The 24,737-nt window shown below is 41.2% G+C and carries 22 protein-coding genes, 1 tRNA gene and 1 pseudogene; 13 read left to right on the plus strand and 11 right to left on the minus strand.

Features of this window, described 5'->3' with window-relative positions; all coding sequences use genetic code 11:
- Positions 1-4 precede the first annotated feature (4 nt).
- The 4 genes from JO154_RS23280 to JO154_RS23295 all read right to left on the minus strand — a co-directional run bounded on the left by JO154_RS23280 (position 5) and on the right by JO154_RS23295 (position 7,549).
- Complete coding sequence (locus JO154_RS23280) at positions 5-3,589, minus strand: SusC/RagA family TonB-linked outer membrane protein (RefSeq protein WP_291950434.1); 3,585 nt, start codon at positions 3,587-3,589, stop codon at positions 5-7.
- A gap of 79 nt (positions 3,590-3,668) precedes the next feature.
- Positions 3,669-4,805: a FecR family protein gene (locus JO154_RS23285; protein ID WP_291950440.1), complete on the minus strand. Its 1,137-nt coding sequence runs from the start codon at positions 4,803-4,805 to the stop codon at positions 3,669-3,671.
- 49 nt (positions 4,806-4,854) lie between these two features.
- Positions 4,855-5,391 (minus strand): RNA polymerase sigma-70 factor, encoded by a 537-nt coding sequence (locus tag JO154_RS23290; protein WP_291950443.1) that lies wholly within the window; start codon positions 5,389-5,391, stop codon positions 4,855-4,857.
- Positions 5,392-5,479: 88 nt separating this feature from the next.
- A complete protein-coding gene (locus JO154_RS23295; RefSeq protein ID WP_291950446.1) occupies positions 5,480-7,549 on the minus strand; it encodes a carboxy terminal-processing peptidase in 2,070 nt (689 codons plus the stop codon).
- Positions 7,550-7,675: 126 nt separating this feature from the next.
- On the opposite strand from JO154_RS23295, the gene JO154_RS23300 reads away from it, so the two are divergent.
- Positions 7,676-7,864, plus strand: coding sequence for a hypothetical protein (locus JO154_RS23300; protein WP_291950449.1), 189 nt, complete (start codon positions 7,676-7,678; stop codon positions 7,862-7,864).
- 1 nt (position 7,865) lies between these two features.
- On the plus strand, positions 7,866-8,240 hold the full coding sequence (locus tag JO154_RS23305; protein ID WP_291950453.1) for a hypothetical protein: 375 nt from the start codon (positions 7,866-7,868) through the stop codon (positions 8,238-8,240).
- Here JO154_RS23305 and JO154_RS23310 read toward each other — a convergent pair.
- Positions 8,237-8,746 (minus strand): nuclear transport factor 2 family protein, encoded by a 510-nt coding sequence (locus JO154_RS23310; RefSeq protein ID WP_291950456.1) that lies wholly within the window; start codon positions 8,744-8,746, stop codon positions 8,237-8,239. The two genes, JO154_RS23305 and JO154_RS23310, sit on opposite strands and share 4 nt — an antisense overlap.
- Before the next feature lie 297 nt (positions 8,747-9,043).
- Between JO154_RS23310 and JO154_RS23315 the strand changes: the two genes are divergently transcribed.
- Positions 9,044-9,568, plus strand: a complete 525-nt coding sequence (locus JO154_RS23315; RefSeq protein WP_291950459.1) for a dihydrofolate reductase family protein — start codon at positions 9,044-9,046, stop codon at positions 9,566-9,568.
- 8 nt (positions 9,569-9,576) lie between these two features.
- Positions 9,577-9,786 carry a DUF2945 domain-containing protein gene (locus JO154_RS23320; protein ID WP_291950462.1) on the plus strand — a complete coding sequence of 70 codons (210 nt, stop codon included), beginning with the start codon at positions 9,577-9,579 and terminating at the stop codon, positions 9,784-9,786.
- Between the two features lie 67 nt (positions 9,787-9,853).
- On the opposite strand, the gene JO154_RS23325 is transcribed toward JO154_RS23320, so the two are convergent.
- A complete protein-coding gene (locus tag JO154_RS23325; protein ID WP_291950465.1) occupies positions 9,854-10,681 on the minus strand; it encodes a hypothetical protein in 828 nt (275 codons plus the stop codon).
- Positions 10,682-10,848: 167 nt separating this feature from the next.
- Complete coding sequence (locus JO154_RS23330; RefSeq protein WP_291950468.1) at positions 10,849-11,418, minus strand: DUF1801 domain-containing protein; 570 nt, start codon at positions 11,416-11,418, stop codon at positions 10,849-10,851.
- A gap of 117 nt (positions 11,419-11,535) precedes the next feature.
- On the opposite strand from JO154_RS23330, the gene JO154_RS23335 reads away from it, so the two are divergent.
- On the plus strand, positions 11,536-11,763 hold the full coding sequence (locus JO154_RS23335; RefSeq protein ID WP_291950471.1) for a KTSC domain-containing protein: 228 nt from the start codon (positions 11,536-11,538) through the stop codon (positions 11,761-11,763).
- Here JO154_RS23335 and JO154_RS23340 read toward each other — a convergent pair.
- Complete coding sequence (locus tag JO154_RS23340; RefSeq protein ID WP_291950475.1) at positions 11,747-12,877, minus strand: multiheme c-type cytochrome; 1,131 nt, start codon at positions 12,875-12,877, stop codon at positions 11,747-11,749. The two genes, JO154_RS23335 and JO154_RS23340, sit on opposite strands and share 17 nt — an antisense overlap.
- 143 nt (positions 12,878-13,020) lie before the next feature.
- Here JO154_RS23340 and JO154_RS23345 point away from each other — a divergent pair, with 143 nt between their 5' ends.
- From JO154_RS23345 to JO154_RS23365, 5 genes are all read left to right on the plus strand, one after another.
- Entirely contained in the window at positions 13,021-13,722 is a 702-nt protein-coding gene (locus JO154_RS23345) for a response regulator transcription factor (RefSeq protein WP_291950479.1), read from the plus strand.
- The gene (locus JO154_RS23350; protein WP_291950481.1) at positions 13,706-15,064 is read left to right on the plus strand and encodes a HAMP domain-containing sensor histidine kinase; all 1,359 of its coding nucleotides are present in this window, start codon (positions 13,706-13,708) and stop codon (positions 15,062-15,064) included. Before JO154_RS23345 ends, JO154_RS23350 begins: the two co-directional genes overlap by 17 nt.
- 110 nt (positions 15,065-15,174) lie before the next feature.
- Positions 15,175-15,582, plus strand: a complete 408-nt coding sequence (locus tag JO154_RS23355; protein ID WP_291950483.1) for a hypothetical protein — start codon at positions 15,175-15,177, stop codon at positions 15,580-15,582.
- A 96-nt stretch (positions 15,583-15,678) separates the two neighbouring features.
- Positions 15,679-16,596 (plus strand): bestrophin family protein, encoded by a 918-nt coding sequence (locus JO154_RS23360; RefSeq protein ID WP_291950485.1) that lies wholly within the window; start codon positions 15,679-15,681, stop codon positions 16,594-16,596.
- 340 nt (positions 16,597-16,936) lie between these two features.
- Positions 16,937-17,010, plus strand: a tRNA-Asp gene (locus JO154_RS23365).
- 748 nt (positions 17,011-17,758) lie between these two features.
- On the opposite strand, the pseudogene JO154_RS26555 reads toward JO154_RS23365, so the two are convergent.
- The 3 genes and pseudogenes from JO154_RS26555 to JO154_RS23375 all read right to left on the minus strand — a co-directional run.
- Positions 17,759-18,583: pseudogene (locus JO154_RS26555) on the minus strand (recombinase family protein); the annotation flags it as partial.
- 782 nt (positions 18,584-19,365) lie between these two features.
- On the minus strand, positions 19,366-20,490 hold the full coding sequence (locus JO154_RS23370) for a HEPN domain-containing protein (protein WP_291950488.1): 1,125 nt from the start codon (positions 20,488-20,490) through the stop codon (positions 19,366-19,368).
- Positions 20,491-20,510: 20 nt separating this feature from the next.
- Positions 20,511-20,876 (minus strand): hypothetical protein, encoded by a 366-nt coding sequence (locus JO154_RS23375; protein WP_291950491.1) that lies wholly within the window; start codon positions 20,874-20,876, stop codon positions 20,511-20,513.
- A 447-nt stretch (positions 20,877-21,323) separates the two neighbouring features.
- Between JO154_RS23375 and JO154_RS23380 the strand changes: the two genes are divergently transcribed.
- The 3 genes from JO154_RS23380 to JO154_RS23390 all read left to right on the plus strand — a co-directional run bounded on the left by JO154_RS23380 (position 21,324) and on the right by JO154_RS23390 (position 24,723).
- Positions 21,324-21,533 carry a helix-turn-helix transcriptional regulator gene (locus JO154_RS23380; protein ID WP_291950493.1) on the plus strand — a complete coding sequence of 70 codons (210 nt, stop codon included), beginning with the start codon at positions 21,324-21,326 and terminating at the stop codon, positions 21,531-21,533.
- An 80-nt stretch (positions 21,534-21,613) separates the two neighbouring features.
- Positions 21,614-23,416 (plus strand): class I SAM-dependent DNA methyltransferase, encoded by a 1,803-nt coding sequence (locus JO154_RS23385; RefSeq protein ID WP_291950497.1) that lies wholly within the window; start codon positions 21,614-21,616, stop codon positions 23,414-23,416.
- Positions 23,413-24,723 (plus strand): restriction endonuclease subunit S, encoded by a 1,311-nt coding sequence (locus JO154_RS23390; RefSeq protein ID WP_291950501.1) that lies wholly within the window; start codon positions 23,413-23,415, stop codon positions 24,721-24,723. The genes JO154_RS23385 and JO154_RS23390 overlap by 4 nt, the downstream gene beginning before the upstream one ends.
- Positions 24,724-24,737 lie beyond the last annotated feature (14 nt).

The raw sequence follows: 24,737 nt of genomic DNA on the forward strand, positions 1-24,737 counted from the left end.
GTTTTTAAAAATTCACATTCATATTGAATCCAAATTGCCTTACAACAGGCAGTGCAGTAGTTCCTACTCCATCAATTTCAGGGTCCTGACCCTGTAAGGCTTTGCTGGCAATCGTAAATACATTACTTACAAACAATCCTGTAGTAATACTTTTAACGCCCACTCTAGCTACTACCTGTCGTGGGAGCAGATAACCGAAATTTAGCATCCTGCAACGCATAAAGCTATTGTTGACTACCCGATAATCTGATTGATTATACATGGCGTAAATGTTGTCCTGGTAGCCAGGCAGGAGGGTATTGGTAGTATAGTCCGCAATGGCAGGAACATTCGTTATCTTTTCATCGCCAGGTTTACGCCAGCGGTTAATTAAGTCTTTGCTGACGTTTGTAAATGGAGGAGGGACACCATCATAGCTGAAGACTTGCGGATTCAATGGATTCAGGCGTTTATGACTTCCCAGCGCATAATAAAATTCAGCATTTACAGAAAAGCTTTTGTATCTGAAGGCTGGTGAAAAGCCACCGGTAACAAGTGGTTGTAACTGTCCGGAGTACACCAGGTAAGTAGTAGGATCTATCTGCTCGTTATTATTCTTCAGGTTACTGAAAGTAGGCGTACCATTGGTTGGATCCAGACCAGCATACTTGTAAGAATAAAATCCGCTGATAGGTCGGCCGGGGACATATGCCCTACCATTCAGGTAAGAAGCGAAATCATTTTGAAAATCATTCACACCAACTTCATTGAAGTTCTTGCTATTGTTGAAAGTCAGGGTGAGGTTCGTATTCTTTTTGCGTAATACTTCGATGCTCAAATGCATATCCACGCCGTGGTTGGTAAGTCTTCCTGCATTTTTATACATTACATCCACTCCAAATTCTGCCGGAAGGATTTTAGAGGCAATCAGGTCTTTACTACGTTTCAGGTAATAATCACCCATAAAATTTACTCTACGGTCAAACAAGGATAAGTCTATGCCTATATTCCATTGGTAGGTTTTTTCCCAGCGCAAGTTGGGATATGGTAAACTCTTGATTCCCAGGTAAGGTACGCCGGTAATAGGATTGGAGCTATATCTCGATTGCTGCATATAGGTAGCTATCAATTCCGGACCAACCGCACTCACCACATTTCCCTGTGTTCCGAAAGAAGCTCTCAGATCCAATCCACTGAAAACGCGGGACGTTTGCAGCCAAGATTCATTTGTAATATTCCATCTGGCGGATAATCCATAGTTGGGTAGGAACTTCGCATTAGCATATTGTCCAAACCTGTTGGAACCATCTGTCCGGACCGTTGCACCAATAATGTACCTGTTATTCAGACTGTAAGAAGCAATCCCAAAAAGGGCAAAAGTATTGATATTGGATCTGGTCAGATGGCGGCTTCCCCATTGATACATGCTATTGGGACTAGGATAAAAACTCATTCCTCTATCAGGGAAATAACCTGGTTCAACAGATGAATATCCTTTTATTTGCATGGAGCTGAGATCTGTACCAGCAGAGGCAGTAAACAGATCTCTGTTATTGAATAAACTGGTATTATAATCCAGTTGATTACGGGTACTCCAGGTGATGACATTCTGATTGGCCAGGTTGGCTAAGCCCCCGTAAGGAAGCGGGGAAACTGCTATTTGTTGGTCGGTCGGTATGTAATCCAGGTTCCAGCCACGCTGATCTGAAACATATTTACTTCCTTCATAGGCTGCCGACATAGATTCCATCGCATCAGAGATAAAACTGGATACATTCTGGAACAACAATCCCTTCACAATTTTATAACTCAACGCCACCTTTGCAAAGGAGGCACTTTGCGTATTGCCATTCTCCGTTTGCTTAATTTCATTCAGCATATTGAACGTAATAGGCGGTGGAAAAGGCAGGACCCTATAACCTACATTAGCGATTCCCCACGGATACACGACATTGGGGTCCAGTATCCTGGAAGTTTGCAATGCATAGGTGAGTGGATTAATGCCAGGATAATATCCCTGCATCTTTGAGTAATTACCCATTAGATTAATATCGATAGATAATCTTTTTCCAGCCTCTGTATGCACTGCCAGGTCTATCGTATAATTCTTTTTCGTATCCAGTTGTGCAGCACCTTTAGCATCTTGGTAACTCACAGAGCTGTGGTAGGTAGTCTTTCCAGTACCACCACTCACTGACAATGCATGGCGCATATTGAATGCATTTCTGAACAGGACTTTAAACCAATCTGTATTTTGTGTTTCCAGTTTGCTTACCGCTACTTTGAACTGTGCTTCTGTGATTTGCTTCGCATAGAGGGCTTGCATTAAACCTTCATAGGAAATATTCTCTTTAAGACCATTACGAGAAGTCTGCAACAGTCCATCTGCAAACAATTCCCTAGACAGCTCCACTCTTTGCTGAGAGTTCATCAGGTTTAAATTGCTATAGGATGGACGTTGTTGAAAAGAGAAACTGTTATTGTAAGACACCTGCATGGGACCTGCTTTACCTTTTTTGGTAGTCACCACAATCACCCCATTGGCAGCGCGCACACCATAGATGGCAGTAGCAGCGGCATCTTTCAGAAAGGTGATACTTTCAATATCATAGGGGTTAATACCGCTAATAGCTGTTCCGATCATGGAGAAGTTACCGGATTGCGCATCAGACACGACGTTATTTAGTTGGGTGGTGGAAATATCGACAGGATCGGGTCTCACTACATCATCAATCACCCAGAGAGGACTAGCATTACCTACGAAGGTAGAAGTACCTCTGATACGTATGGTAGGCCTGGCATTGACACTACCGGAAGTATTGATGATCATCAGGCCCGGTACTTTACCTTGCAGCATTTTGTCGATGGAAGGTTCTCCAGGTTGTATTATTTCCGAAGCATTCAGTTTGAAGGTGGAAGCGGTAGACATACGGGCATCAATTTTCTGATAGCCCGTTACCACCACTTCCTGTACCGCTTGTGCAGCGGTATCCAGTTTGATTTTAATGAAATTACCATTGGACTCCTTTTCAGTCACGGTACGCAGGGTTGTTTTCATTCCCAGCATGGATACACGTAACTGTTGCTGATCCTGTACCAACAGGGAGAATATACCATCCTGCATGGTAACCGTACCATCTTTGGTACCCACCACTTGTACGGTAGCTCCTCCAACCGTTTCATTATTGGCGTTTATGACTTGTCCCCGTACCATAAAGAAAGGTCTGTCCTTTATCACTGACGCCCGTTGATTTTCTTGATAAATAACTACGCCCAGCATGTCTTCTGTAAAATCAAGTCCTGTATTGACGAGTATACGCGCCAGCAACTCCCGGAGGGTACCATTCTTCTGATCTACCGTAACAGCCGGCGCCTTGCGGATAGCGTCTGTATTATAAGTAAATCTGACTTTGGTCAGTGTACGTACTTCTTTTAATACAGTGGATAAAGGCAGTCCCACCGCCTTATACGTGACTTTGGTATCCAGCACGGAATGCTCCTGTGCAAGTAGTCTGCCTCCCAGCAGCAACAAAATGGATAGCAGTAGTAATGGCATGGCAAAGCCTTGCATGACCCTCCTGAATGAAGGCAAGCCCAACATTTTTTTCATTTTGGTTCGATATAAAAGATTAAACTCCCTACCTGGCCTCACCTGAGAGGAGCCAGTTGCATTGTTTCTATCGGTTTTTTCATTGTCCTGCCTGTCCGACGCGTGTTACATAGATGGTTCTACCCTCTATCCGGAATACCACTTCTCTGTTGGAAATCCGGATATGGTCCAATACCTGTTGTAAGTTAACTGGTCCGGGCATATCCAATGTCAGATTGATTTTTTCAAGTGTAGCATCCTCGAACTTGAATTCATAATCATAGCTACGGCTCAGACTTTTTACTATGGTTGATAGATTTTCTTCTTCAAAATAAACGTCGCCATCTTTCCAGGCAGTAAAGATTCTGGTTTCTACGGTCAGTTGCTGTAAGTCGCCAGTTTGAGGATGATATACCGCCTGTTGTCCCGGCGATAACACCACCTTTTTACCATCGGCTGTTGCACTTACCTTACCGCTGGTAAGTGTAGTCTGAATATTGGTATTATAAGTATTAACATTAAAGGATGTGCCTAATACCTGAACACTTACCTCCCCTGCTTGCACTATAAAAGGCTGCTGAACGTTGACGGCTACTTCAAAGTAAGCTTCCCCATGCACCTGCACTTCCCTCGTTGGTCCATTGAAAGCGGAAGGATAGATCAATTCTGAAGCTGCGTTTACCCATACCCGTGTGCCATCTGCAAGGGCTATACGAATTTTATTTCCTTTGGGCACCACCAAGGTATCATTCTTTGCGACAACAGCTTCCTGGTTGGCGCCGGCATTATATACAATCCCTGCGCTATCGGCTTTAATCAAAGCGCCACTAGTACTTTGCACGATGGTACCAGCGCTGTCTAATTTCATGACCTTCCCATTTGACAACTTGATCTGAACACCATTTTGTGGTTTTAGATCCGCTTTGGCAATGGTTTTCAGATGGTGTTGTTTTTGTGTGATCCACCATGTGCTGGCCCCTACTAACAGCAACGCTACTGCTGCGGCTACTGTCAGTCGTTTACGCCAGTGCACTTTCAGTTGCCGTTTGTCGCGCTCCGCAACAAACCGCTGCCAACCTTCTTCTGTAGGGAACTTCTCCGCTGTTTGTACCCTGCTCTTCATGTCTCTGGCTGCGTGTAACATAGCCAGTTCTTCTTCATTCAGTGCAGTAGTATCCGCATTTTCCAATGCTTCCAGTAGTTTGTCCCAATTCATGTCGTTTCCTGGTGTATCCATAACGATATATATTAAAGGCAATCTTCTTTAAAAAAAGGGTGAAGGGGAATTATTTTTTTTCAAAAAATAATATCAATAGGATAATGCATACGATCATCCATTCACACTCCTTCCTCAGAAACTGGTACGCTAGTTTAATTTGTGTTTTAACGGTATTGACAGAAATATTGAGCTGATCGGCGATATCCTTATACTTCAGGTTATCTCGGTTACTCAATAAGAATATGCGTTGCCGTTGGATAGGCAAACGACCGATAGCCGCCCAGAGGGCGGCATTTCGTGTTTCTTCCAGTTCTTTGTCGTCCTCTGGTGGCAACATCTCCTCATCGGGAAAACTGGAAGGGTCATTAAATATGATTTTACCTTTTTTCTTCAGGTAGTTTAGGCAGGCATTTCGTATGGCACGCGTGGCATAACTTTTAAAATTTTGTGTGATCTGAATAATTTGTCGCTTATCCCAACAATAGAGGAAGAAATCCTGAACAATATCTTTGGCAGTATTTTCATCTTCTACTACATAGTAAGCGGTTGCGCATAAAAAAGAATAGTGTGTACGGAAAAGCTCCTCAAATGAGGCCGGTTCCATCGAATTTGGTTGATACATATTCCATTGCCCCCTCCATAAATTTATCAACACAAAATAGACTAAAATCCGGATTTTTTTTAATCCCTGACTATTTACCCGTCATATCCGTGAGGATTGCTACTGTTTCGGCAAGTGGCCTATCGGTACGGCAATTGGTCATCCACTCCTCGTATTTAGCTAGTTTGTCTGGTGATGGCTGTTTATTGGAGCTACCTTTTATCGCCAGTTGTTGATTTGCCGGTAGTTTTAATGCCTTATCAATGGCATTGTTATAAGATTGGATTTCGTCTATTTGATGTTTGTACGTATTTTTTTCCAGGCTGAATACCGGTGCTCCGTGTAGTCGTAGCCATTCTACATCTTGTTTGACCACATTGAAAGCGCTATCCTGATCAATACGGTGTTGGGCTTGTGCTGCGAGGGCTTTCAGGGCCTCTCCAGTAGTGGAAGGGACGTAATAAGCCTTGGGAATGGAATCGCAAATCAACGCTGTTTCGTTGTCCCGTTCCCGTATTTTGGCATTTTGTTTTTTGCTAGGTATTATGATATCCGGAATTACGCCATTCAGTTGTGTAGTGCCTCCGCTGATACGGTAGAATTTCTTGATGGTCAATACTAGAGAACCATAGTTGATATTAGGAATTCCTTTCGTATCGTCTCCCATTTTACCCATTGGCACGGTATTCTGCATGGTGCCCTTTCCGTAAGAAGACGGACTACCAATGATAATACCACGGTGATAATCCTGGATCGCTGCAGCAAATATTTCGGAAGCAGATGCACTCCCTTCATCGATCATTACTGCGAGCGGACCTTCATACAACGGCGTATCCCCATTCTGCATAGGATACGGCTGAATGGCGATTCTATCTTTTCCTAGTAGTACCGGTCCGGTTTTCACGAAAAGTCCGGTCATGTCAATTACTTGATCCAAAGAGCCTCCTGGGTTGCCTCTGAGGTCAATGATGATGCCGTCTACTTTTTCATCTTTTAATTTTTGTACTTCTTTAGCCACATCCACTGCACAATGAGCGCCATCCTTTCTTTTCGCATCTAGGTAAAATTCTGACAACTGGACTAATCCCCATTTCTTTGTGCCTTGTGTAATCACTGCACTCTTGGCGGCATTCGCGTCTTCCTTAATCTCTCCTCTTTTCACTGTTACTTCTTTCTCCACACCGGAAGCTTTTCGTACCAATAGTTTTAAGGTAGTATTATTCTCTCCTCGAACCATTCTTGATACCTCTACAATGTTCATTCCTGCTACATCTACCATTTTCCCTTTATCATCGCTCAACTGTAGGATATGATCATCTACATGCAACAATCCACTCTGATCCGCTGTTCCGCCAGACAACACTCTTTTAATAATAATAGCGCCATCTTTCGCCGTTAGTTCCAATCCTAGTCCGAAATAACGATGCGCCATCATGGCTTCTCGCATACCCGCATCTGCCGGCGCCATAAAGGAAGTATGCGGGTCCATTTCCAAGGTAATGGTATTCATATATGCGCTGAAACGATCGTCTGAAGCGCTTTGAGACAACAAGTTTTTAAACAGTCCGTCTATAGCCGTCAATACCGCTTTTCTCGCTTCCTGTTCCGCTACTTTATCACTCTTGGTTTTATCCTGCTGTTGTATCTCCACCATTTTTTGCAACACCTGATATTTCAGACTTTTACGCCAAACTTCTTTTCTGGCCGCTTCATCTGCCGGAAATGCAGCCTCACTGCGATCAGGATTGATGGTTTCTTTTACTTTGAAATTCATGGGCTGACTTAACAATGCCCGATAAACTGGTTGCAGTTCCTGTAAACGCTGCATGGATATATTGAAAATAGCGTTGAAATAATCGAGGGATGGTGTCTCCAGTTCATCATCTATCTTCGTTTCATACTGCTGCAAAGCGGTGATATCCGACTGCAAAAAAGTATTTTTATTAGCATCTAATGCCTGCAAATATTTCTTCCAGATAACCTTAGAAAACGCGTCATCAACGGCTTTAGGCGCATAATGTTCCTCTCGGATATGCTTCATCACCAAACGAATCGTATTCTTCCGGTTGAGTTCCTTTTGCTCGTCTGTGTTGTTGTGGCCAAAGGCAGTCACGCCCACTGCCAGCAAGGGCAGGAAGCGCCAGTATTTAGCAATTGTCATATTGTTCTAATTGTATGATTCTGCTAATAAGGCAATACAACCAGGAAAAAGGGTGAAATAACAGCTCGAAATTAAATTAGGCCATTTGTACTATTTTTTAGTACATTTGTACTAAATATTAATAATATGATACCGGACCAAGAGAAAGAAACCGAAGAGACGTTATGGCAACGGATGCGGGAAATGTTCTTTCCCATTAAGCCAACGGATAACATGCTACAGAAAACACTGAAAAATTCAGCGTTTTACCTGGGAGCACTCATGGTAGGCTTGGTGACACTGGCACTGGCCGCCGCCATCACTTTTGTATTGTAATATGAAAAAGCTATTTGATCCGCTGTTTATTAGCTACTGCGCTATATGGATCATTATACACGGTTGTAGGCGACTAGGAACGCCCATTCCCCTGCTGAACGGGCAGTTGACCGATTTCATAGCGGTACCTGTCATTGCGCATCTGGCGCTTACTTTCACACGTACGGTGATATTGAGAGACAGCCAGTACACGTACCCACTCTCTTACCTACTATTCATCGCGCTGTATACTACGGTGCTGTTTGAATTAGTGATGCCGGCTTTTTCCAGCAAATACACCGCGGATATGCTGGATGCTGCCGCCTATCTGGGAGGGGCTTTGTTTTATTATTTTGTACACCAGCGATCCTGGAAGATGAAAACCCATACTACTTAATTTGCCGACTGATGATCGTAGCTGATAATACGGGTCATTTTCCACTCACCATGCTGTAAGATCCAGATATGTGTAAACCTGGCGATACCAGAAAGGTATTCTGGTTTCCCGTTTTCAGTGATATAAAACCGGTGTTCTCCAGATATCACGGCGCCATATACTTCGTGATCCTTTTCCAATTCATATACTTTCACGGTCCCAGGAACGGCTTCCCTACGCAGTTTGAAATGCTCTCTATCTTTACACAAATTGTTTTTCACGGATGCAGTCAATGCCGGCAAACCGAATAATGGGCCACCTATATCATGGTAGAATTCCACATCTGATGAAAGGTATGCCTGAAATCTGTTGATATCACAGTCGTTGTATGCCTTCCAGAAGAGGCTGTCGCACCGCAGTATCACGGATGCAACGTACACTCCTTTTGGCTGTCCTGCGGAAAGGGTCCCTGATATTGTCAGGGCTGCTAGGAGTAAAAATAGGCCGCCCAAAAATTGCTTGTACATAGTTACGAGGATTATTACTCCATTTTAACAGAAACAATACCATTATTTAGCACATTCTACAAACCAGCCACTACAAAGGATTTAAGCCTACCTAAATATTTTTAACACGAACGATTTTCTGTTCAATTCCGGACAATCTACCATGGAACCGGACAACACCCACTATTATTCAACTTCTACAAGTATGTGAGGTAGGTCACGTAATAGTGTCTCCCCGTTGACGTTGCTTTGCAATATCATGAAAATCATTTAATTTCTCAGTGACGTAAAAGTGTTAATCTTTAAATTATATAGATCATGCACGCTAAGCTCATTTTTGTTTCTTCCTTAGATGGCAAAATAACGCACTGGGATGATCCTATTGTAAAGAAGTGGAGTTCATCTGAGGATAAACGTTATTTTGAAGAAACATGGGATAAGGCCCCAGTAATCGTTATAGGTAGCCGTACCTTTGATGTGGACCCTATCTCCCCCACTAAAACGCATCTCCTGGTGGTAATGACCAGCCATCCCGAAAAATATCAGTCCTATACAGTAGCCGGTCAATTAGAATTTACCAGTGCCTCGCCGGAGGAAATTTTTCATCAATATGAGCAAGCCGGCTATCAGCAAATGTTAGTGGCAGGAGGGGCGCACGTCGCCACATCATTTCTAAAAGCAAAATTGATAGACGAGCTTTGGCTGACGGTGGAACCGAAAATATTCGGCCATGGCAGCAACTTTGTGGCGGATGAGCCCATCGAAGTAGAACTGGAATTATTAAGCTCAGAAAAAGTAAATGAACGGGGAACGCTCATCAATAAGTATAGGGTCTTAAAATGAAGGAATAAATGGCAACAAAATTTAAAGTAGGTGATAAAGTAAGCTGGAATTCCGAAGCTGGTAGGGTTTCAGGCACTATTATTCGCATTCACACCCAAGATTTTGATTATAAAGGCTACACCCATCATGCTACACCGGCGGACCCTCAATATGAAATTAAGAGCGACAAGTCAGATCATATTGCAGCGCACAAAGGCACAGCGCTTACTAAGCTTTGATAGTACTACAAAAAAGAAGCTGCCTCAAATTACTTTAAGACAGCTTCTTCCTAATATTAATTATGGCTTACTTTTGAAAGAATAGTTTCTTAGGCGCCTCACCTGTCAGTTCGCAACGCAGTGCGGCTCCGCTGTTAGACAGTTTTGTGATTTCCCCAGCTCCTTCTACAACAGTACAAACAGAGAAATGTTCATCTTCCACGCGGGAGATCACAATTTTACCTATTGTTCTCTTACGATTGATTTTGCGGCCGTCTACATTAACTTCCACATTTTCATATACTTTGAATTCATCGCCTTCTTTTACTTCCACAGCTTTACCGGCGGTCAGTAATACTTTGGAGGCATCGCCGTAAGTATTTTTCTCCTCGATAGAAGCGATGGTAGCTGTCAGTTTGAAGTTATCGCGGATGAATTTATCCAGGCGACCACGAATGCCCATCAGCGCATCGTTGAAAGCATTCTTCCCTTTTCCGGTGTTTTCGAAATTACCAGAAGCCACCAGCTCACCGGAGTTGACATCCATTACTTTTAAGCTAAAAATAATTTCCGCCTGCGGTGTAACGGTAGTACCGAGAACAGGTACTTTGGATTGTTTCTGTTCTTCAATGACACTTACTACATTTCCTACCAGGAGGTATTGTGCATTGTTTTCTTTCATTTCTGCAATGGCGCCGCTTTCCGAACCGGTAGCTTTCACCTTTTCCATTGCCCCTCTTTCCACCAGGTCAAAACGTTTACTGCGGAGGAACGCGTCTTCCACGGTGTTCTGGATAGGTGCCTGGTAAGAAGTGCTGTCTTTTCCTTTAAAGGTGATACCAATCAGTGGCTTTGTCTGTGCAAATACACTGGAGGTCATTACTAAAGCTATGGCAGTAAGGATGTTCTTCTTCATGATAGATTGGCCTGAATTTTTTTGAGATGCTGTCGTCACAATGTTTTTGTTGGCAAATAATTTTTCGTTCTCAAATTTAGCTCAAAAACGTATAGGCCCCTCAGTTATTATACCGCTTTCTGCTTCACATAGCGGATTACAGGAAATTTAACACTGCTTTAAGAATATCAGCTATTGAAAGACAGCCCTTTTTTCGCTAATGCTTCCCGCATTTTAGGCAGGGAAGATTTCCCCATGCCATGTAATTGCAGTATATCTTGCTCCGTATAGCCGGCTAATTGTTTCAAAGTGGTGATGCCTGCTCCTGCCAGCGCTCTGGATGCGGGCGCAGATAATCCAGGAACCAGGGAATCATTATTGGTTTTCTTTGCTTTTGCACCTGCTTTTTCTTCGTTTTCCTTCAACCGGAATACTGTGATGCGCGTAATGATATCCAATGGCATGGGGGCATCAATAGGAAACTGGACAGCCCCTTTGGATGTTTTATAGGGAGACAACTCCTGCTCAAAATGCTTTATCCCCGAAGAAGTAGGGTAGAATCCAATATGATGTTCATAACCCGCAAAATGCACCAGGTTTCCATGGAGCGCGAAAGTGGGAATACCATAGCTGATCTTTTCTTCCGCCGTGGGAGCGGCCTTTTTGATAGTTGTTCTGACCTGCTGCAGTATTTTCTGCACTTTGGTGGGGAAAGTTGCGATATAGGCATCAATCGTGGATACGTTGGGTCTTTCCATAACAGCTAATTTATACCTGAAATTACAGCATCCATACCACTTTTAACAGGGTTGTATCCGACAGATTCAGGTCGAAATCCGACTATTTCTGCCAGTCCCAGCCTTTAATCAGGTACGATGCTTGTGGCCTCTACTGGTATGGATTCCAGCGTAATTGCAAGTTTTAGTTATTCCCCTAAGAAGGGTACCCTGAGAATTGTTTTTCAGTCGGGTAGCGTATATGACTATTTGTTTGTACCTCCAGCAGTATACGAAGCGCTGAAAGCCGCGGAGAGCAAAGGCACTTACCTCAACCAACATATCAAAGGCCATTTTCCCTATCGTCAGGTTAGCGATAAATCTTAATCAAATGGGAGCGCAACGAATCGGCAATAGGCTGTTGTTGTCCGCCTGCCAGCAGCGTAATCACGCTAGACGGCTGTTCCGGCATATGACAATTCACACATTGCTGTTGTAATACCTTTATATCTTCTTTACTGGTACAGAAATTGGCAGTTCCCGGCTGGTGGCAGCTCATACACTTTTTCGTATAGGCGGTTAAGTCAGTGCGTTGATCCTGGTGGGGATCGTGACAGGTAGTACAAGTCATCGTGTTACTCATGCGGAAGCATTTGCTGGCAGTCAGCAGTTGGTATTGTCGGCCATGCACATCATTGGCCGATTGTTCCGCAGGAGTAGCAAAATAATCTGCCATAATATAGTCAGACAGCCGGTCCCCGGGGCGGAACTCGAACAAGTCGCGCTGAGGTGTTTTCAGCCCTGCATGGCATACCGCACACATATCCACCTGTTGTTGCCGAGTGAACTGACCAATGCGCGTGATATTATGCGCCGATTTTTCATCCGGGTGTTGCAGATGAAAGGCCACATGTTCCTGCGCAGGCCCATGACAACGTTCGCAAGTGATGCCAAACACTACTTTATTCTCCCGGAAAGACTCCGTTTTTCTGACGCCTTCAAAACGAGTCTCATATTGCACATAAGAGCTATGACAGCCGAAACAAGAGCTGGCAATCTCTCGTTTGTAATACGGATAAGTTGCAGGGAAACCTGGACTATTCGCCCAGTTATTCACAGGTCTGAACCAGGATAAAGGGAGTTGAAAATATTTTCCATCATGCCAGGAAAGGTAGGTTTGTGCTTTACGGCCTTGTCCTATCGTGATATCAAATGTAGCTTGCTCCTGGAGTTGGCCATTCGCATAGGCGGATTGGTAATAACGATTTTTATTTTGTTCCATGCGCACCACCACATTACCAGGAAAAAGAAAGGAATTATTTGGAGCGATAAAACTACCTAATACCGAATGTCCACCCGCAGGTGCGCTGGCAAAAGCGTGTGCAGTATGCTGGTGCGCAGCATATGCGGAAGGATGGCAACTGGAGCAGGTTGCGTCTCCCGCAAAAGCATCTCCCCTTGGATCTTCTTTTCTGCCTATACATTGGGATAAAATCAACACACAGGCAGTAATGCATGTTGCTAAATAAAACGAACGTTTATACATAACGGGAATTCTATGCGAAAGATAAATTTTTTCCGGAAATGCTTCTTGGAATTCTGACAATTCGGATAGCTAATAGCAATCCCCTATATTTGTTTAAGATGAAATTATTACTCATAGAAGATGAACCTGCTGTAGTATCCGTGATTACTCGCGGATTGACAGAGGCCGGCTACGAAGTCACCGTAGCGCCGGATGGCGCCACTGGCTTGCAACTGGCACTGGACAACCGCACATTCTCCCTCATCATCCTGGATGTCATGTTACCGGCGCTCAATGGTATTGAAGTGTGTAAAGCCATTCGCAGGGAAGAAATAGCCACTCCTATTCTCATGCTGACCGCCCTGGGCACTACGGAAAACATCGTGATGGGACTCGACAGCGGCGCAGACGATTACCTGGTTAAACCCTTTAAACTAGCGGAACTAGAAGCAAGAATCCGGAGTTTGCTGCGTAGAAAAAGTAATACCACTCCTGTTATCAATAGCGCGTTATTACAAATCGGGAACCTGACTTTAGATACAGATACCAAAGCGGCCACCCGCGCAGGTAACAACATACAACTGACCGCCACCGAATATCGACTACTAGAATTCCTGCTGAAAAATCCTCGTCGGGTACTATCTAGAATGGAATTGCTGGAACAAGTATGGGGCATCGACTTTAACATGAACACGAAGGTGGTAGATGTTTATATCAATTACCTACGCAAGAAAATAAATAAAAACAATCAGCCCGAACTGATACAAACCGTAACAGGACTGGGTTACATGATGAAGGAGAATAATGAAGATACGGCATAAGATATTGATTGTATTTGCAGGACTTACATTATCCACCATCATGGTAATGGGGATACTGGTGTATTATTTCGCCAGTCAACATTCCTTTGAGGATTTTTACAAGCGCCTGGAAATACGTGCCTATCTAGCTGCCAAAGCCACTTTACCCTACTACGAATCTGACTCCGTTATTTATAATGAAATCAGGGAAGAACACCTGGAAAAACTACCCGCAGAAAGGGAATATTTTTTAAAAGTAGATAGCAGTGGAAAGATGCAGGAAGACAGTAGTCTCGCGCTGCCAGCGTCTTTTTACCACCAAGTGATGATACAGCATCGTGGTACCTATCGGGAAGGGAACCGCTTTTATGAAGGCGTACTTTATAAATCTAAACAGGGATTATATATCGTAATTGTGTCTGCCATCAATCAGTATAGCGCGGAATACATGGCCTGGCTGCGAAAAATATTGCTCATCTGCTTTATAGTATCCGCGGTAATTTTAGTGGTGGTAGGAGCAGTATTTTCCCGGTATATCCTTCAGCCCATACGGCGCATCATGACCCAGGTGAAGAGTATCAGCTCCCGGAACCTGCACCTGCGGCTGGATGTAGACAAGAGTGGGGATGAGATCAATGAACTGGCCGGCACTTTTAACAATATGCTTGACAGACTAGAAACCGCCTTTGAAACCCAGAACAACTTTGTCAGCAATGCATCTCATGAGTTGAGTACACCATTGACAGCAATTATTGGAGAGGCAGAACTGGCGCTCAATAAGGACCGCAGCCAGGAGAACTATAAATACGCCATGGAGAATATCCTGAAAGAAGCAGGAAGACTCGAACATATTACTAAAAGTCTGCTTCACCTTGCACAGACCGGCTTCGATGGCAAAAAGCAGGACTGGGACCAGGTCAGAACGGATGAGTTATTATTCACCGTGAAGGATACCATTGATAAAATGATCCCTGGTAGCCATGTAAACATTGACTACAGCCTCTTTCCAGAGGAAGAAGAAAAGCTCACCGTGAAAGGCAATACACAACTGTTAGAGCTGGCGCTTAGCAATATTGTAATGAATGCCTGTAAATACTCCAATAATCAGCCAGTGTCCATCGCCCTCGCAGCAACAGATAAGAAAGTTATCATCATTGTCAAAGATCAAGGGATTGGTATTCCACAACAGGACATTCCTTATATATTTTCTCCATTCTTTCGAGCCTCTAACACTGGGCAGTTCAAGGGATACGGCATTGGGTTGCCGTTGGCCATGAACATTATACGCATGCACAAAGGAGATATCATAGTAAATAGTCAAGTAAACGCTGGAACCGAGATCAGGATTGAGTTACCATTATAATTCGGTGTGTTTCTTACCGTTTTCTTACCACATTCTTACCACCTTTTAACCGTCTTCTTACCGGCTTCTAACCCCCTACTCATAGTTTTGTATTCATAAACGCAACAGCTATGAAAAATGTACTGATTCCTACAGACTTTTCGATTCGATCTCTCGGTTATGTACACAGCGTAGTATCACAATATCCGGATGAAATGGTCAATATTATTTTCATGCATGCCTTACGGATGCCTGATTCCATTTTCGACCTCGTCACCTTTACACGTAATAGTAGGCATATAGACCTGATTACAGCCGATTTCAAGGATGGTTGTGAAATTATCCGGAATAAATATGCCTCACATGTGCGGCAGTTGAAAGTGGAATTTTTCCACGGCGATACTGGTGTTGCATTTAAGAATTTTTGTATTGCTAACAATATAGATGTGATTTTACAACCGGCAGATTTGGAATATAACGCACCAGGAAAACGCAGTTACAATCCTGCTAAAACTGATCGCCAAATCAAAATTTCCTAAGCTGAGTGCGTCTTTGCCGGGAAGTAGGAAAATAGTGGTTAAAGCAACCATTTCCTCTTTGTTGCTCGCATCTGAATAACGAATAAACAGTATTATATGCTGCTCAAAAAGAACATTCCGTTTGGATATGTATTCGGTAAGATTAAATATGAGATCCTGATAGTATCCATTTACAGCATGTTGGTGAATATGTTGTATTACCAGTTTCAAATGAAGAATATAAGCATTCCAATTGCCGTACCGATGGTATTGGGAACTGTATTGTCATTATTGCTGGCGTTTAGAAGCAATCAAGCTTACGACCGCTGGTGGGAGGCACGCAGTATATGGGGTGCGATAGTAAATGATTCACGTTCTCTGTCCAGACAGATTTTAAGTTTAACAGCAACGGCTTATCCATCAGAAGAATTAGAGCAATTCAGGGAACGATTTATCAAGCGACAGGCAGCCTGGTGTTACAGCCTTGGTCAGTCACTACGTAATACGGATCCGGTAAAGGGGCTAGAGCGATTGCTGACACGAAGGGAATTGAACTATGTGATGAAGTATGATAATGTACCGGCTGCCCTGTTGCTTTTACATGGAAAGGATATCAAGTTGGCGTTAGAAAACGAGTGGATCAACAGTTATCAACAAGTATCCCTCGATGCCACCTTGACCAGACTTTGTGATGCGATGGGTAAATGTGAAAGGATCAAGAATACCGTATTTCCTTCCACCTACAGCTTATACACGCATTTCACAGTGTTGTTTTTCATCTTGTTGTTACCGTTTGCTTTGATAGATTCTTTAGGGTTTATGGAGATTCCTTTGGTGATAGCGATATCGGCTTCTTTCTTGTTGATTGAGCGTATGGGTATCAGTTTACAGGATCCTTTCGAGAACAAACCAACAGATACGCCAGTAACTACTATTGCGCGTACTATCGAAAGAGACCTGCGCCAGATGCTGCATGAGCAGTATGAAGCGCCGAAAGAAGATGTTTTAGATGGTCCAAAGTACTATGTATTATAGCCAGACAATTTGTGCAAGGCAACAAATTATAGCGTTAAATAGCGACCCTGGTTTTCACCGGGGTTTTTTATTTTAATATTTGGAGAGGTGAGTTTTCTGTCGTTTTTCGGGCATTTATCAGTTTATTCAAATCTTTTTTAGAAAATTCCTGGGGCCTTTTCCTGGCGGACAGTGCGAAGCAAACACAGCATCAAACCCAGTCGGGTAGCGGATTTCACAAAAAGAATAAAGCGTAAAGGGTTTACAATAAAGGTATTAGAAAAAAATAATTTGTAGAAATTTTGAAATATCTCTTGGTTAATTCATTTTAATTGTTCTATATTTGCAACCCCAACGGGAAGGATCGGTAGTTCAGTTGGTTAGAATGCCGCCCTGTCACGGCGGAGGTCGCGGGTTCGAGTCCCGTCCGGTCCGCAAAAAGGGACAAATCATCATCAGTATGATTTGTCCCTTTTGCATTTTCGGGGGTATTGCCCGACAGGTGCGCGATGAGCGAGAATATTTCATTTACTTTTCCGGTTCGAAGTGTCTCATTTTTGCGATCATAGAAGATTCCTTCTGGGAATATGAGTTTTTGCAGTTTCTCTTTCATACCAGCATCACTGGAATGCCATACCATAGGCAATTTAGAAGAAAGTGATAGTGCATATTGAATTGCCTCTTCCGGGTTCGAAATGCTCAGCCTACATTTATCCAATTGGGTGACTATATTTTCGCGTTCCTTAATATAACGAGGGTAAAACTTATCAAAGGTTTCCTGGGTCATCTCCTTTAGCACAAAACGGCTTTCTTCCAGGCTATCTATCTTTTTATCTATTTCTTTTAACTGGCTGGTTAGAATGTCTTGTTGTTCCAGGTTACCCTTGTTCATTTCATTATATTCAGTAATAAGTACTGATTTGAATGACTCTAATAGTTCTTCTTGTACACAATATCGGTTTAATAGGCCCTCAAACAGTTCATGCATTCGTTTAGCGCTTTTATTGCACTTACAACCATCAGTACGGCATTTATAGTACCATAGTCCTTTGGCTTTTACAACATACCCTGTAAATGGCTGGTGGCACGTATCACATTTGATAAATACCTTTAGTGGCAACGCACTATCTTCTTTTTTGTGTGGTACACCATAACCAACAGAACCCGTATGAATGTTATTCACCTTTAAAAAGATTTCCGGGCTAACCATCCTTTCATGCTCGCCTTCAACTATTTTCCCTTCTAACAATCCATGATTGATAATACCACAATAAAAGGGTCTCTTAAAGATTTTGGTAAGCTGTTGTTTATACATCTTAACCCCCATGGCCTTTAGTTTCAAAATGATTTCCTCATTTTTCATGCCTTCAGATTTCCAAATAAAAGCCTTTCGTAGCTTCTTCCCCACTTCATTCACAACGATCTTTTGTTGTCCGTTTGTTCTCACGATATCATACCCTTGCGGAGGCTTACTTACCCAAATGCCTTTATCAAATTTCTCCTTCATGCCAGCCATCGCCCGCTGTTTACGTAGCTGATTGTCATACTGGCTGAATATAAAGTGAATACTCTGCTGTAGTACACCACTCGGATTAGAAGTATCCGCCGGTTGGGTAACTGCAAATACAGTGACACCATATCTATCTCTTAGGTCTTCTGCCAGTTTTATAGCTGCGCCACCAGTCCTGGAAAAGCGATCGAGGGTATAAACCAACACATGGCTTACTTTCCCCTTATGCTTCTTAACAAATTCCAGCATTCTCATAAATTCCTTGCGACCATCTGTCTTAGCACTTTCATAGGTACCTCCGAAATAACCTATAATAGCAAGATTATTCCTTTGTGCATAATCTTCGATAGCTTTCCGCTGAACATCGAGGCTCAGATTATGATCTGCCTGTTCTTTGCTGGATACACGTGTATAAACAATTGCAGCCTGGTCGGCGATTTGGGGTGCTTTTTTCTTTGAATAGTTACCGAATTGGGCAAAGGCGCTTAAACTACTCATGCAGCTCGTTTTTTAGGCGTTAGGGTTAAGTTGACAATTTTCGTATTAATAGCTTCTGGCATTTGCATTGATAACAGAATCCTCGCAAATACATGAAGTGATTCTATGATTTGAGAATCTTGTGTATGCCTCAAGTCTACTGACATCATATTATGAGTATCCATAGTAGATGAAGACTCCCGCGATGCATGAGGCGTGGCGGCGTTTGTCGATACTTCAGAGATATTCCCATTATCCATAACGATGAACTTATATTAGGCTAATCATATTCATAGTATTTACTTGGAGTATTGCGTTAAACAAGACTACTTAGTCCCAATAACATGCTTTCACATCAGTGTTGCTTTATGTGGAGTTATGCTCAATAATGCTTAACAGTGAATACCTACCTACAGAAACGATAGCTTTAAAAACTGATTCTTCAGTAATGCGATTTCCCATTTTAGCCACGGCATTCATTTTTAAATTCTTTTGCTGAATGTTTGTCGCTACAAAAATACTAGTACGCGTAGAGCTAATTTTCCACTTTTGTTCAAATTTGATCGATTTGGACAGATTTTTACAAAATTGCTCAAATTAGATAGATTTTAGGCATGATATACAATAGCGTAATCACGACAAGGACGAGACAATCTGCATAAGTGCCGATTTGATTTCCATTTAAAAATCATTGACTACCAATTTCCGATATTTAAAAATGTTTGCCGTCTATTTGATTTCAGGTTAATATTGTATCATTCGGGAAATGAGATATTGATCATGTGGATTTAATCAAAAGTATCTCAAGAATTTTCTGCCAACAGACAAAAGCTATTCAGTCTTTCTTCGAGTACTTTAAGCGCAGTCGATTGAAATAAAGTAACACGATCCAATAAAATATTCAAATCCTTATCATTTATTACATAATCATTTCTATAACGAGTGTGGGTATACGCCTTATTCAGTAGCAATAATAACTCGCGCTCCTTATCCGTATTCTGTGGAAAAATTTCATTGAGCTCTGTTGTAAGACGCAGACTATATCGTAACATTCTGGATAAATTATGCCCATAAGGATAATGGGAAATTAGAGAGATTAGTAAAGCTCTCAAGGTGTGCTCGGTTGCCTGATGTAAAGAATGGGCCGCCAAATTATTTTCGTTATTACGCATATAATATTTCGCACCTCCCAGGTAAGATTCAGCCTTTCTAAATTCATCATGAAAATGGGAGCGTGCCTTTTCAATAATACCAAAGGCATTTCTTATAACAGGCATGGTCGATATTGATGCTTCCCTTTCATAAATAAGATTCGTAGATCTGCAAATTATTGAGTAGAAAATGTGGCCTTCATCCAATAGTTTGATTAACTCAGCCTCTTTTATTAATGAAACAATGACTGATCCTAACTTAGCACAAGCCGATTCAACCAGACTTTTAATCTCCTCGTACGGTAAGGATTCTGCAGGTAATACTACCAGATAATCGTGCAACACCATTTCTTTACCAGCATCAAGACTAGTACTTACTAAGAATAGCCTTACCGGTTCAGCAACCTTCACAATGAGATCAATAATTTTTTGTTCCGACGTCTTCTCTTTACTATTTAATATCTGCTGAAGATCGGTACGATCCTCAAACTGGAGCTTTCTGCGCTGCATATACTGGTTGTTAATAATATGCGCCGCCTCTACAAGCTTTCCAATTTTCTCATGATATAAAACCAGTGTGCACTTCTCCCTCTTGCTAAGATGACTGCTAAAGCTACCTGTCACGGTAGCTTTAAAGAACTCCCAATGTAGTTCACGGATATATGGCAAATGGTCAAAATCAAATAGCTCGTAAATAACCTGGTAAGGATTAGCAATTTCTTCATTGCTGAGATTTTGGGCATACAATTCTGTTTCGGGATAGTCTCTCCGGATCATATAAAGTAAGTTTGAAGGGGTTACAGATTTTCTAATCCTAAAAATGGTTCTTTGCAAAGGAGAATATCCCTTAATAGCTGGATGCGCTCTTCAAATCCATGTTGTCTGAGATATAAAAGCGTGTGACGAAGACAGGTTTTGTAAATAAGAATACCGATTCCCCTTTCCTGGATGAGCTGAACCTTTTGCTGCCATAATTCAACAAAAACGTCGATCGTAATTTTCTCAATAATGCAAGCAGTACCCAGTTCAGATAAGCAAGCAATAGTAGCAAATATTCGTTCCTGATAGGTATCCACAAAATTTTCGAATGCCTTGAGATCCCCTGGGATGATTATTATGTTTTTTTCTATAGAGGGAAGATTGTGGTTAGTCTTACAATTCATAGCAGCGTGTTAAGTAGTGGAGAAATAAGAAAACTGCCTGTAAGGACTAACCAATTGGAGTGTAACAAAATAGACGTGGGTTAGTCCTTACCGTTCCTGAAGGGCTACGACACCCCCGATGGCGAAAAAGGACGCCCACGTCTTGACCTTAAATATAAGGAAAACGTGAGCGATTTACCTTATTTCCCGCCATCTCCAAAAGGTCGTAGTTTTCAGGAGCGAGATAAAGCAAATACGCTTAATATTTTAAGTGTTTGCAATATAATATGGTTATGAAGTATCGAAACACATTCTTATTAAAAATTTAATGGTAAGAATTTCATTAAAAAAGTACAGAAAATCAATACAATTATAATGAAAAACTATCATAATTACAAACAAGAATTCATTTTTTCTAAACTTATTTATATTTCCTCTATAAAAATGTATAGAAAATCATAACAATCAATGACAAAGCTTGGTGAATATCTTATTCAGAAATCGGTTAATAAGTCAGAGGTGGCACGCAAAACTGGAATTAGCAAAGCAAGATTAAGTGAATTAACACTTAAGGAATCAGCAAAATTGAGAGTTGAAGAACTATATTTAATAGCGTTGGCTATTGATGTAGAACCATGCGATATGCTGGAATTTATTTGTGGTCACTTGAGAAACTAATTTAATACCACAATACATATAAAACAATCAACGAATATAATATTCCTGACTCCAAGTGGATGACAGGTTAAATATACAAAATGAAGAATTTTAAAGAAAAAGCAGATCTAATTTGGCGAGTAGCCGATCTACTCAGAGGTGATTACAAGCAATCAGATTATGGCAAAGTGATTTTACCAATGACTGTACTCAGGCGATTGGATTGTGTACTGGAACCCACTAAAGATAAAGTATTAAAATATCTTCCTAAAGTAGAGTCATTAAAAGAAAGTGCCAAGGATATTGCACTCAATAAAATTGCAGGATATAACTTCCATAATAGGAGTCAGTTTAATTTTAAAAAATTGATTGCTGACTCAGACAATATCGCTGTTAATTTGCGAAACTACATCAATGGTTTCTCTTCTAGTGCAAGGGAAATAATTGAATATTTCAATTTTGATGATCAAATTGATCGAATGGATGATCCCAAAGCGGATATTCTTTTCCAGGTGGTGAAATCATTTCAACAAATTGATCTTTCGGATATGGATTCCATGGAAATGGGGTATGCCTTTGAGGAATTAATTCGCAAATTTTCAGAACAATCCAACGAAACTGCCGGAGAGCACTTTACTCCCCGCGAAGTAATTCGTCTTATGGTAAATGTCCTCTTCATTGAAGACAAGGATATTCTCACCCAAGAAGGAATAGTAAAAACATTGTATGATCCCGCATGTGGAACTGGTGGTATGTTATCCATTGGAGAACAGTATGTAAAAGAATTAAACCCTAAAGCAGAACTGAAAGTGTTTGGTCAGGAAATAAACCCTGAGTCATATGCTATCTGTAAATCAGACATGCTTATCAAAGGCCAAAACCCAAGTAACATCAAGTTTGGGAATACCTTTACAATTGATGGCTTACCTGATGAAAAATTTGATTATATGCTCTCCAATCCTCCATTTGGAGTAGATTGGAAAAAAGCGGAGAAAATCATAAAAGCAGAAGCGGATGGAAAAGGAATGAGCGGACGTTTTGGTGCAGGATTGCCAAGAATCAATGACGGTTCATTGCTATTTCTGCAGCATATGATATCTAAGATGAAAGGTGGTGGCAGTCGAATTGGTATTGTTTTCAATGGATCTCCTTTATTCAGTGGGGCTGCTGAAAGTGGTGAAAGTAATATCAGGAAATGGCTAATTGAAAATGATTGGCTGGAAGCTGTTATCGCACTTCCTGATCAATTATTTTATAACACTGGTATCAGTACCTATATATGGATAGTAACTAACCATAAGAGCAAGGAACGAAAAGGAAAGGTGCAATTGATAAATGCAACCGGCGCAAAGGATGATGAATTAACGAAAGAAGGTAAACTCAGTGTAAATCGCTTCTGGGAAAAAATGGATAGAAGTCTTGGAAATAAGCGAAAGAAAATCGCCGAAAATGGTAACACCAAAGGAATAGGTTTTATTACCCAACTGTATGGTAACTTCGAAGAAAATGAGTTTAGCAAAATTTATCCAAATGACTTTTTTGCATATTGGCGCATAACAGTGGAACAACCACTAAAGGAAAATGGCAAGGTTGTCAAAGACAAAAACAAACAATTTAAGCCTGACTCGTCTCTTCGAGATTATGAAAATATACCTTTTCTGAAAAAGGATAAAAACGTTGGGTTAACACCTCAAACTATTGAAGAGTACTTTAAAAAGGAAGTACAACCACATCTTCCTGATGCGTGGATTGATCATAGCAAAACCAAAATTGGTTATGAAATAAATTTCACCAAGTATTTCTATGAGTTCAAACAGCTGCGGTCGTTAGCTGAAATTAGGGCAGATATTTTGGCATTGGAAGAAAAAACATTTGAGACTGAAAAAACAATACTTGAGTCATGAGGAAATATGATAAATATAAAGATTCTGGTATTGAATGGGCTGGGCTCATTCCAGAACATTGGGACGTAAAAAAAATCAGCTATTGTTTTGCTCAAATAGGGAGTGGTACCACACCTGCAGCTGGGGAAAGCGAATATTATGATAATGGTAGTTTTAATTGGCTACAAACAGGTGATTTGGATGATTCCGAAATATGGTACACTTCGAAAAGAATAACTAGTAAAGCATTAGATGACTATCCTACTTTACGCACTTATCCTGTTGATAGTCTTGTGATTGCAATGTATGGTGCTACTATAGGGAGAACAGGAATACTTAAAATTGAATCCACTACTAATCAAGCATGTTGTGTACTTGCCAAGCCTCAAAGTATAGACTATAAATTTGCATTTTATTGGTTGAATTCAGTAAAAGAACATGTTATTTCCCTGAGTTATGGAGGTGGTCAACCTAATATAAATCAAGAGCAAGTAAGAAATTTAAAAATTCATCTTCCTACAATAATTGAGCAAATCAACATAGTCAATTATCTTGATAGGAAAACTAATGATCTCGATGCTTTAATCGCTGACAAAAAGAAATTAATCGATCTTTATGTGGAAGAAAAAACTACCATTATAAATGAGGCAATTACGAAAGGCATTAACCCTAAGATGGAAATGAAAGACAGTTATGTTAATTATTTAGGAAACATTCCATGTCACTGGGAGATAAAAAAAATAGGGCATTGCTCGACAATTGTAAGAGGTGCTAGCCCAAGGCCTTCGGGAGATCCTCGTTTCTTCTTGGGAAATTTCATACATTGGATAACTGTCAAAGAAGTAACAAATGCTAATGGGAAATTTGTAGAATCAACCGAAGAATTCTTAACAGAAGAAGGAAGCAAGTTAAGTCGAATAATTAATCCAGAAACTCTTCTTTTATCCAATAGTGGAGCCACTCTAGGGGTTCCGAAAATATCTAAAATTCGCGGGTGTATAAATGACGGGTCCGTTGCTTTTATTTCCTTCAAGAGTATTTTATTGCGTGATTTTTTATATTATTTTTTCTTTTCACATACGCAAATTTATCGTGAAGAAATGAAAGGAAACGGGCAACCAAACCTAAATACAGATATTATCAAATCTACTCTTTTGGCACTACCTCCAATTGAAGAACAACAATTAATCATCAATCATATAGAGTCTGAATGTACAAAAATAGAAGCGAAAATTATTCAAACAAAGAAATTAATTAGCCTCTTAATAGAATATCGTTTAGCATTAATTAACCAAGTTATAACTGGAAAAGTAAAGGTGAATGATTAATATTCTTATATAGT

It is taken from the genome of Chitinophaga sp. (assembly GCF_019236475.1).
Taxonomy (GTDB): Bacteria; Bacteroidota; Bacteroidia; order Chitinophagales; family Chitinophagaceae; genus Chitinophaga.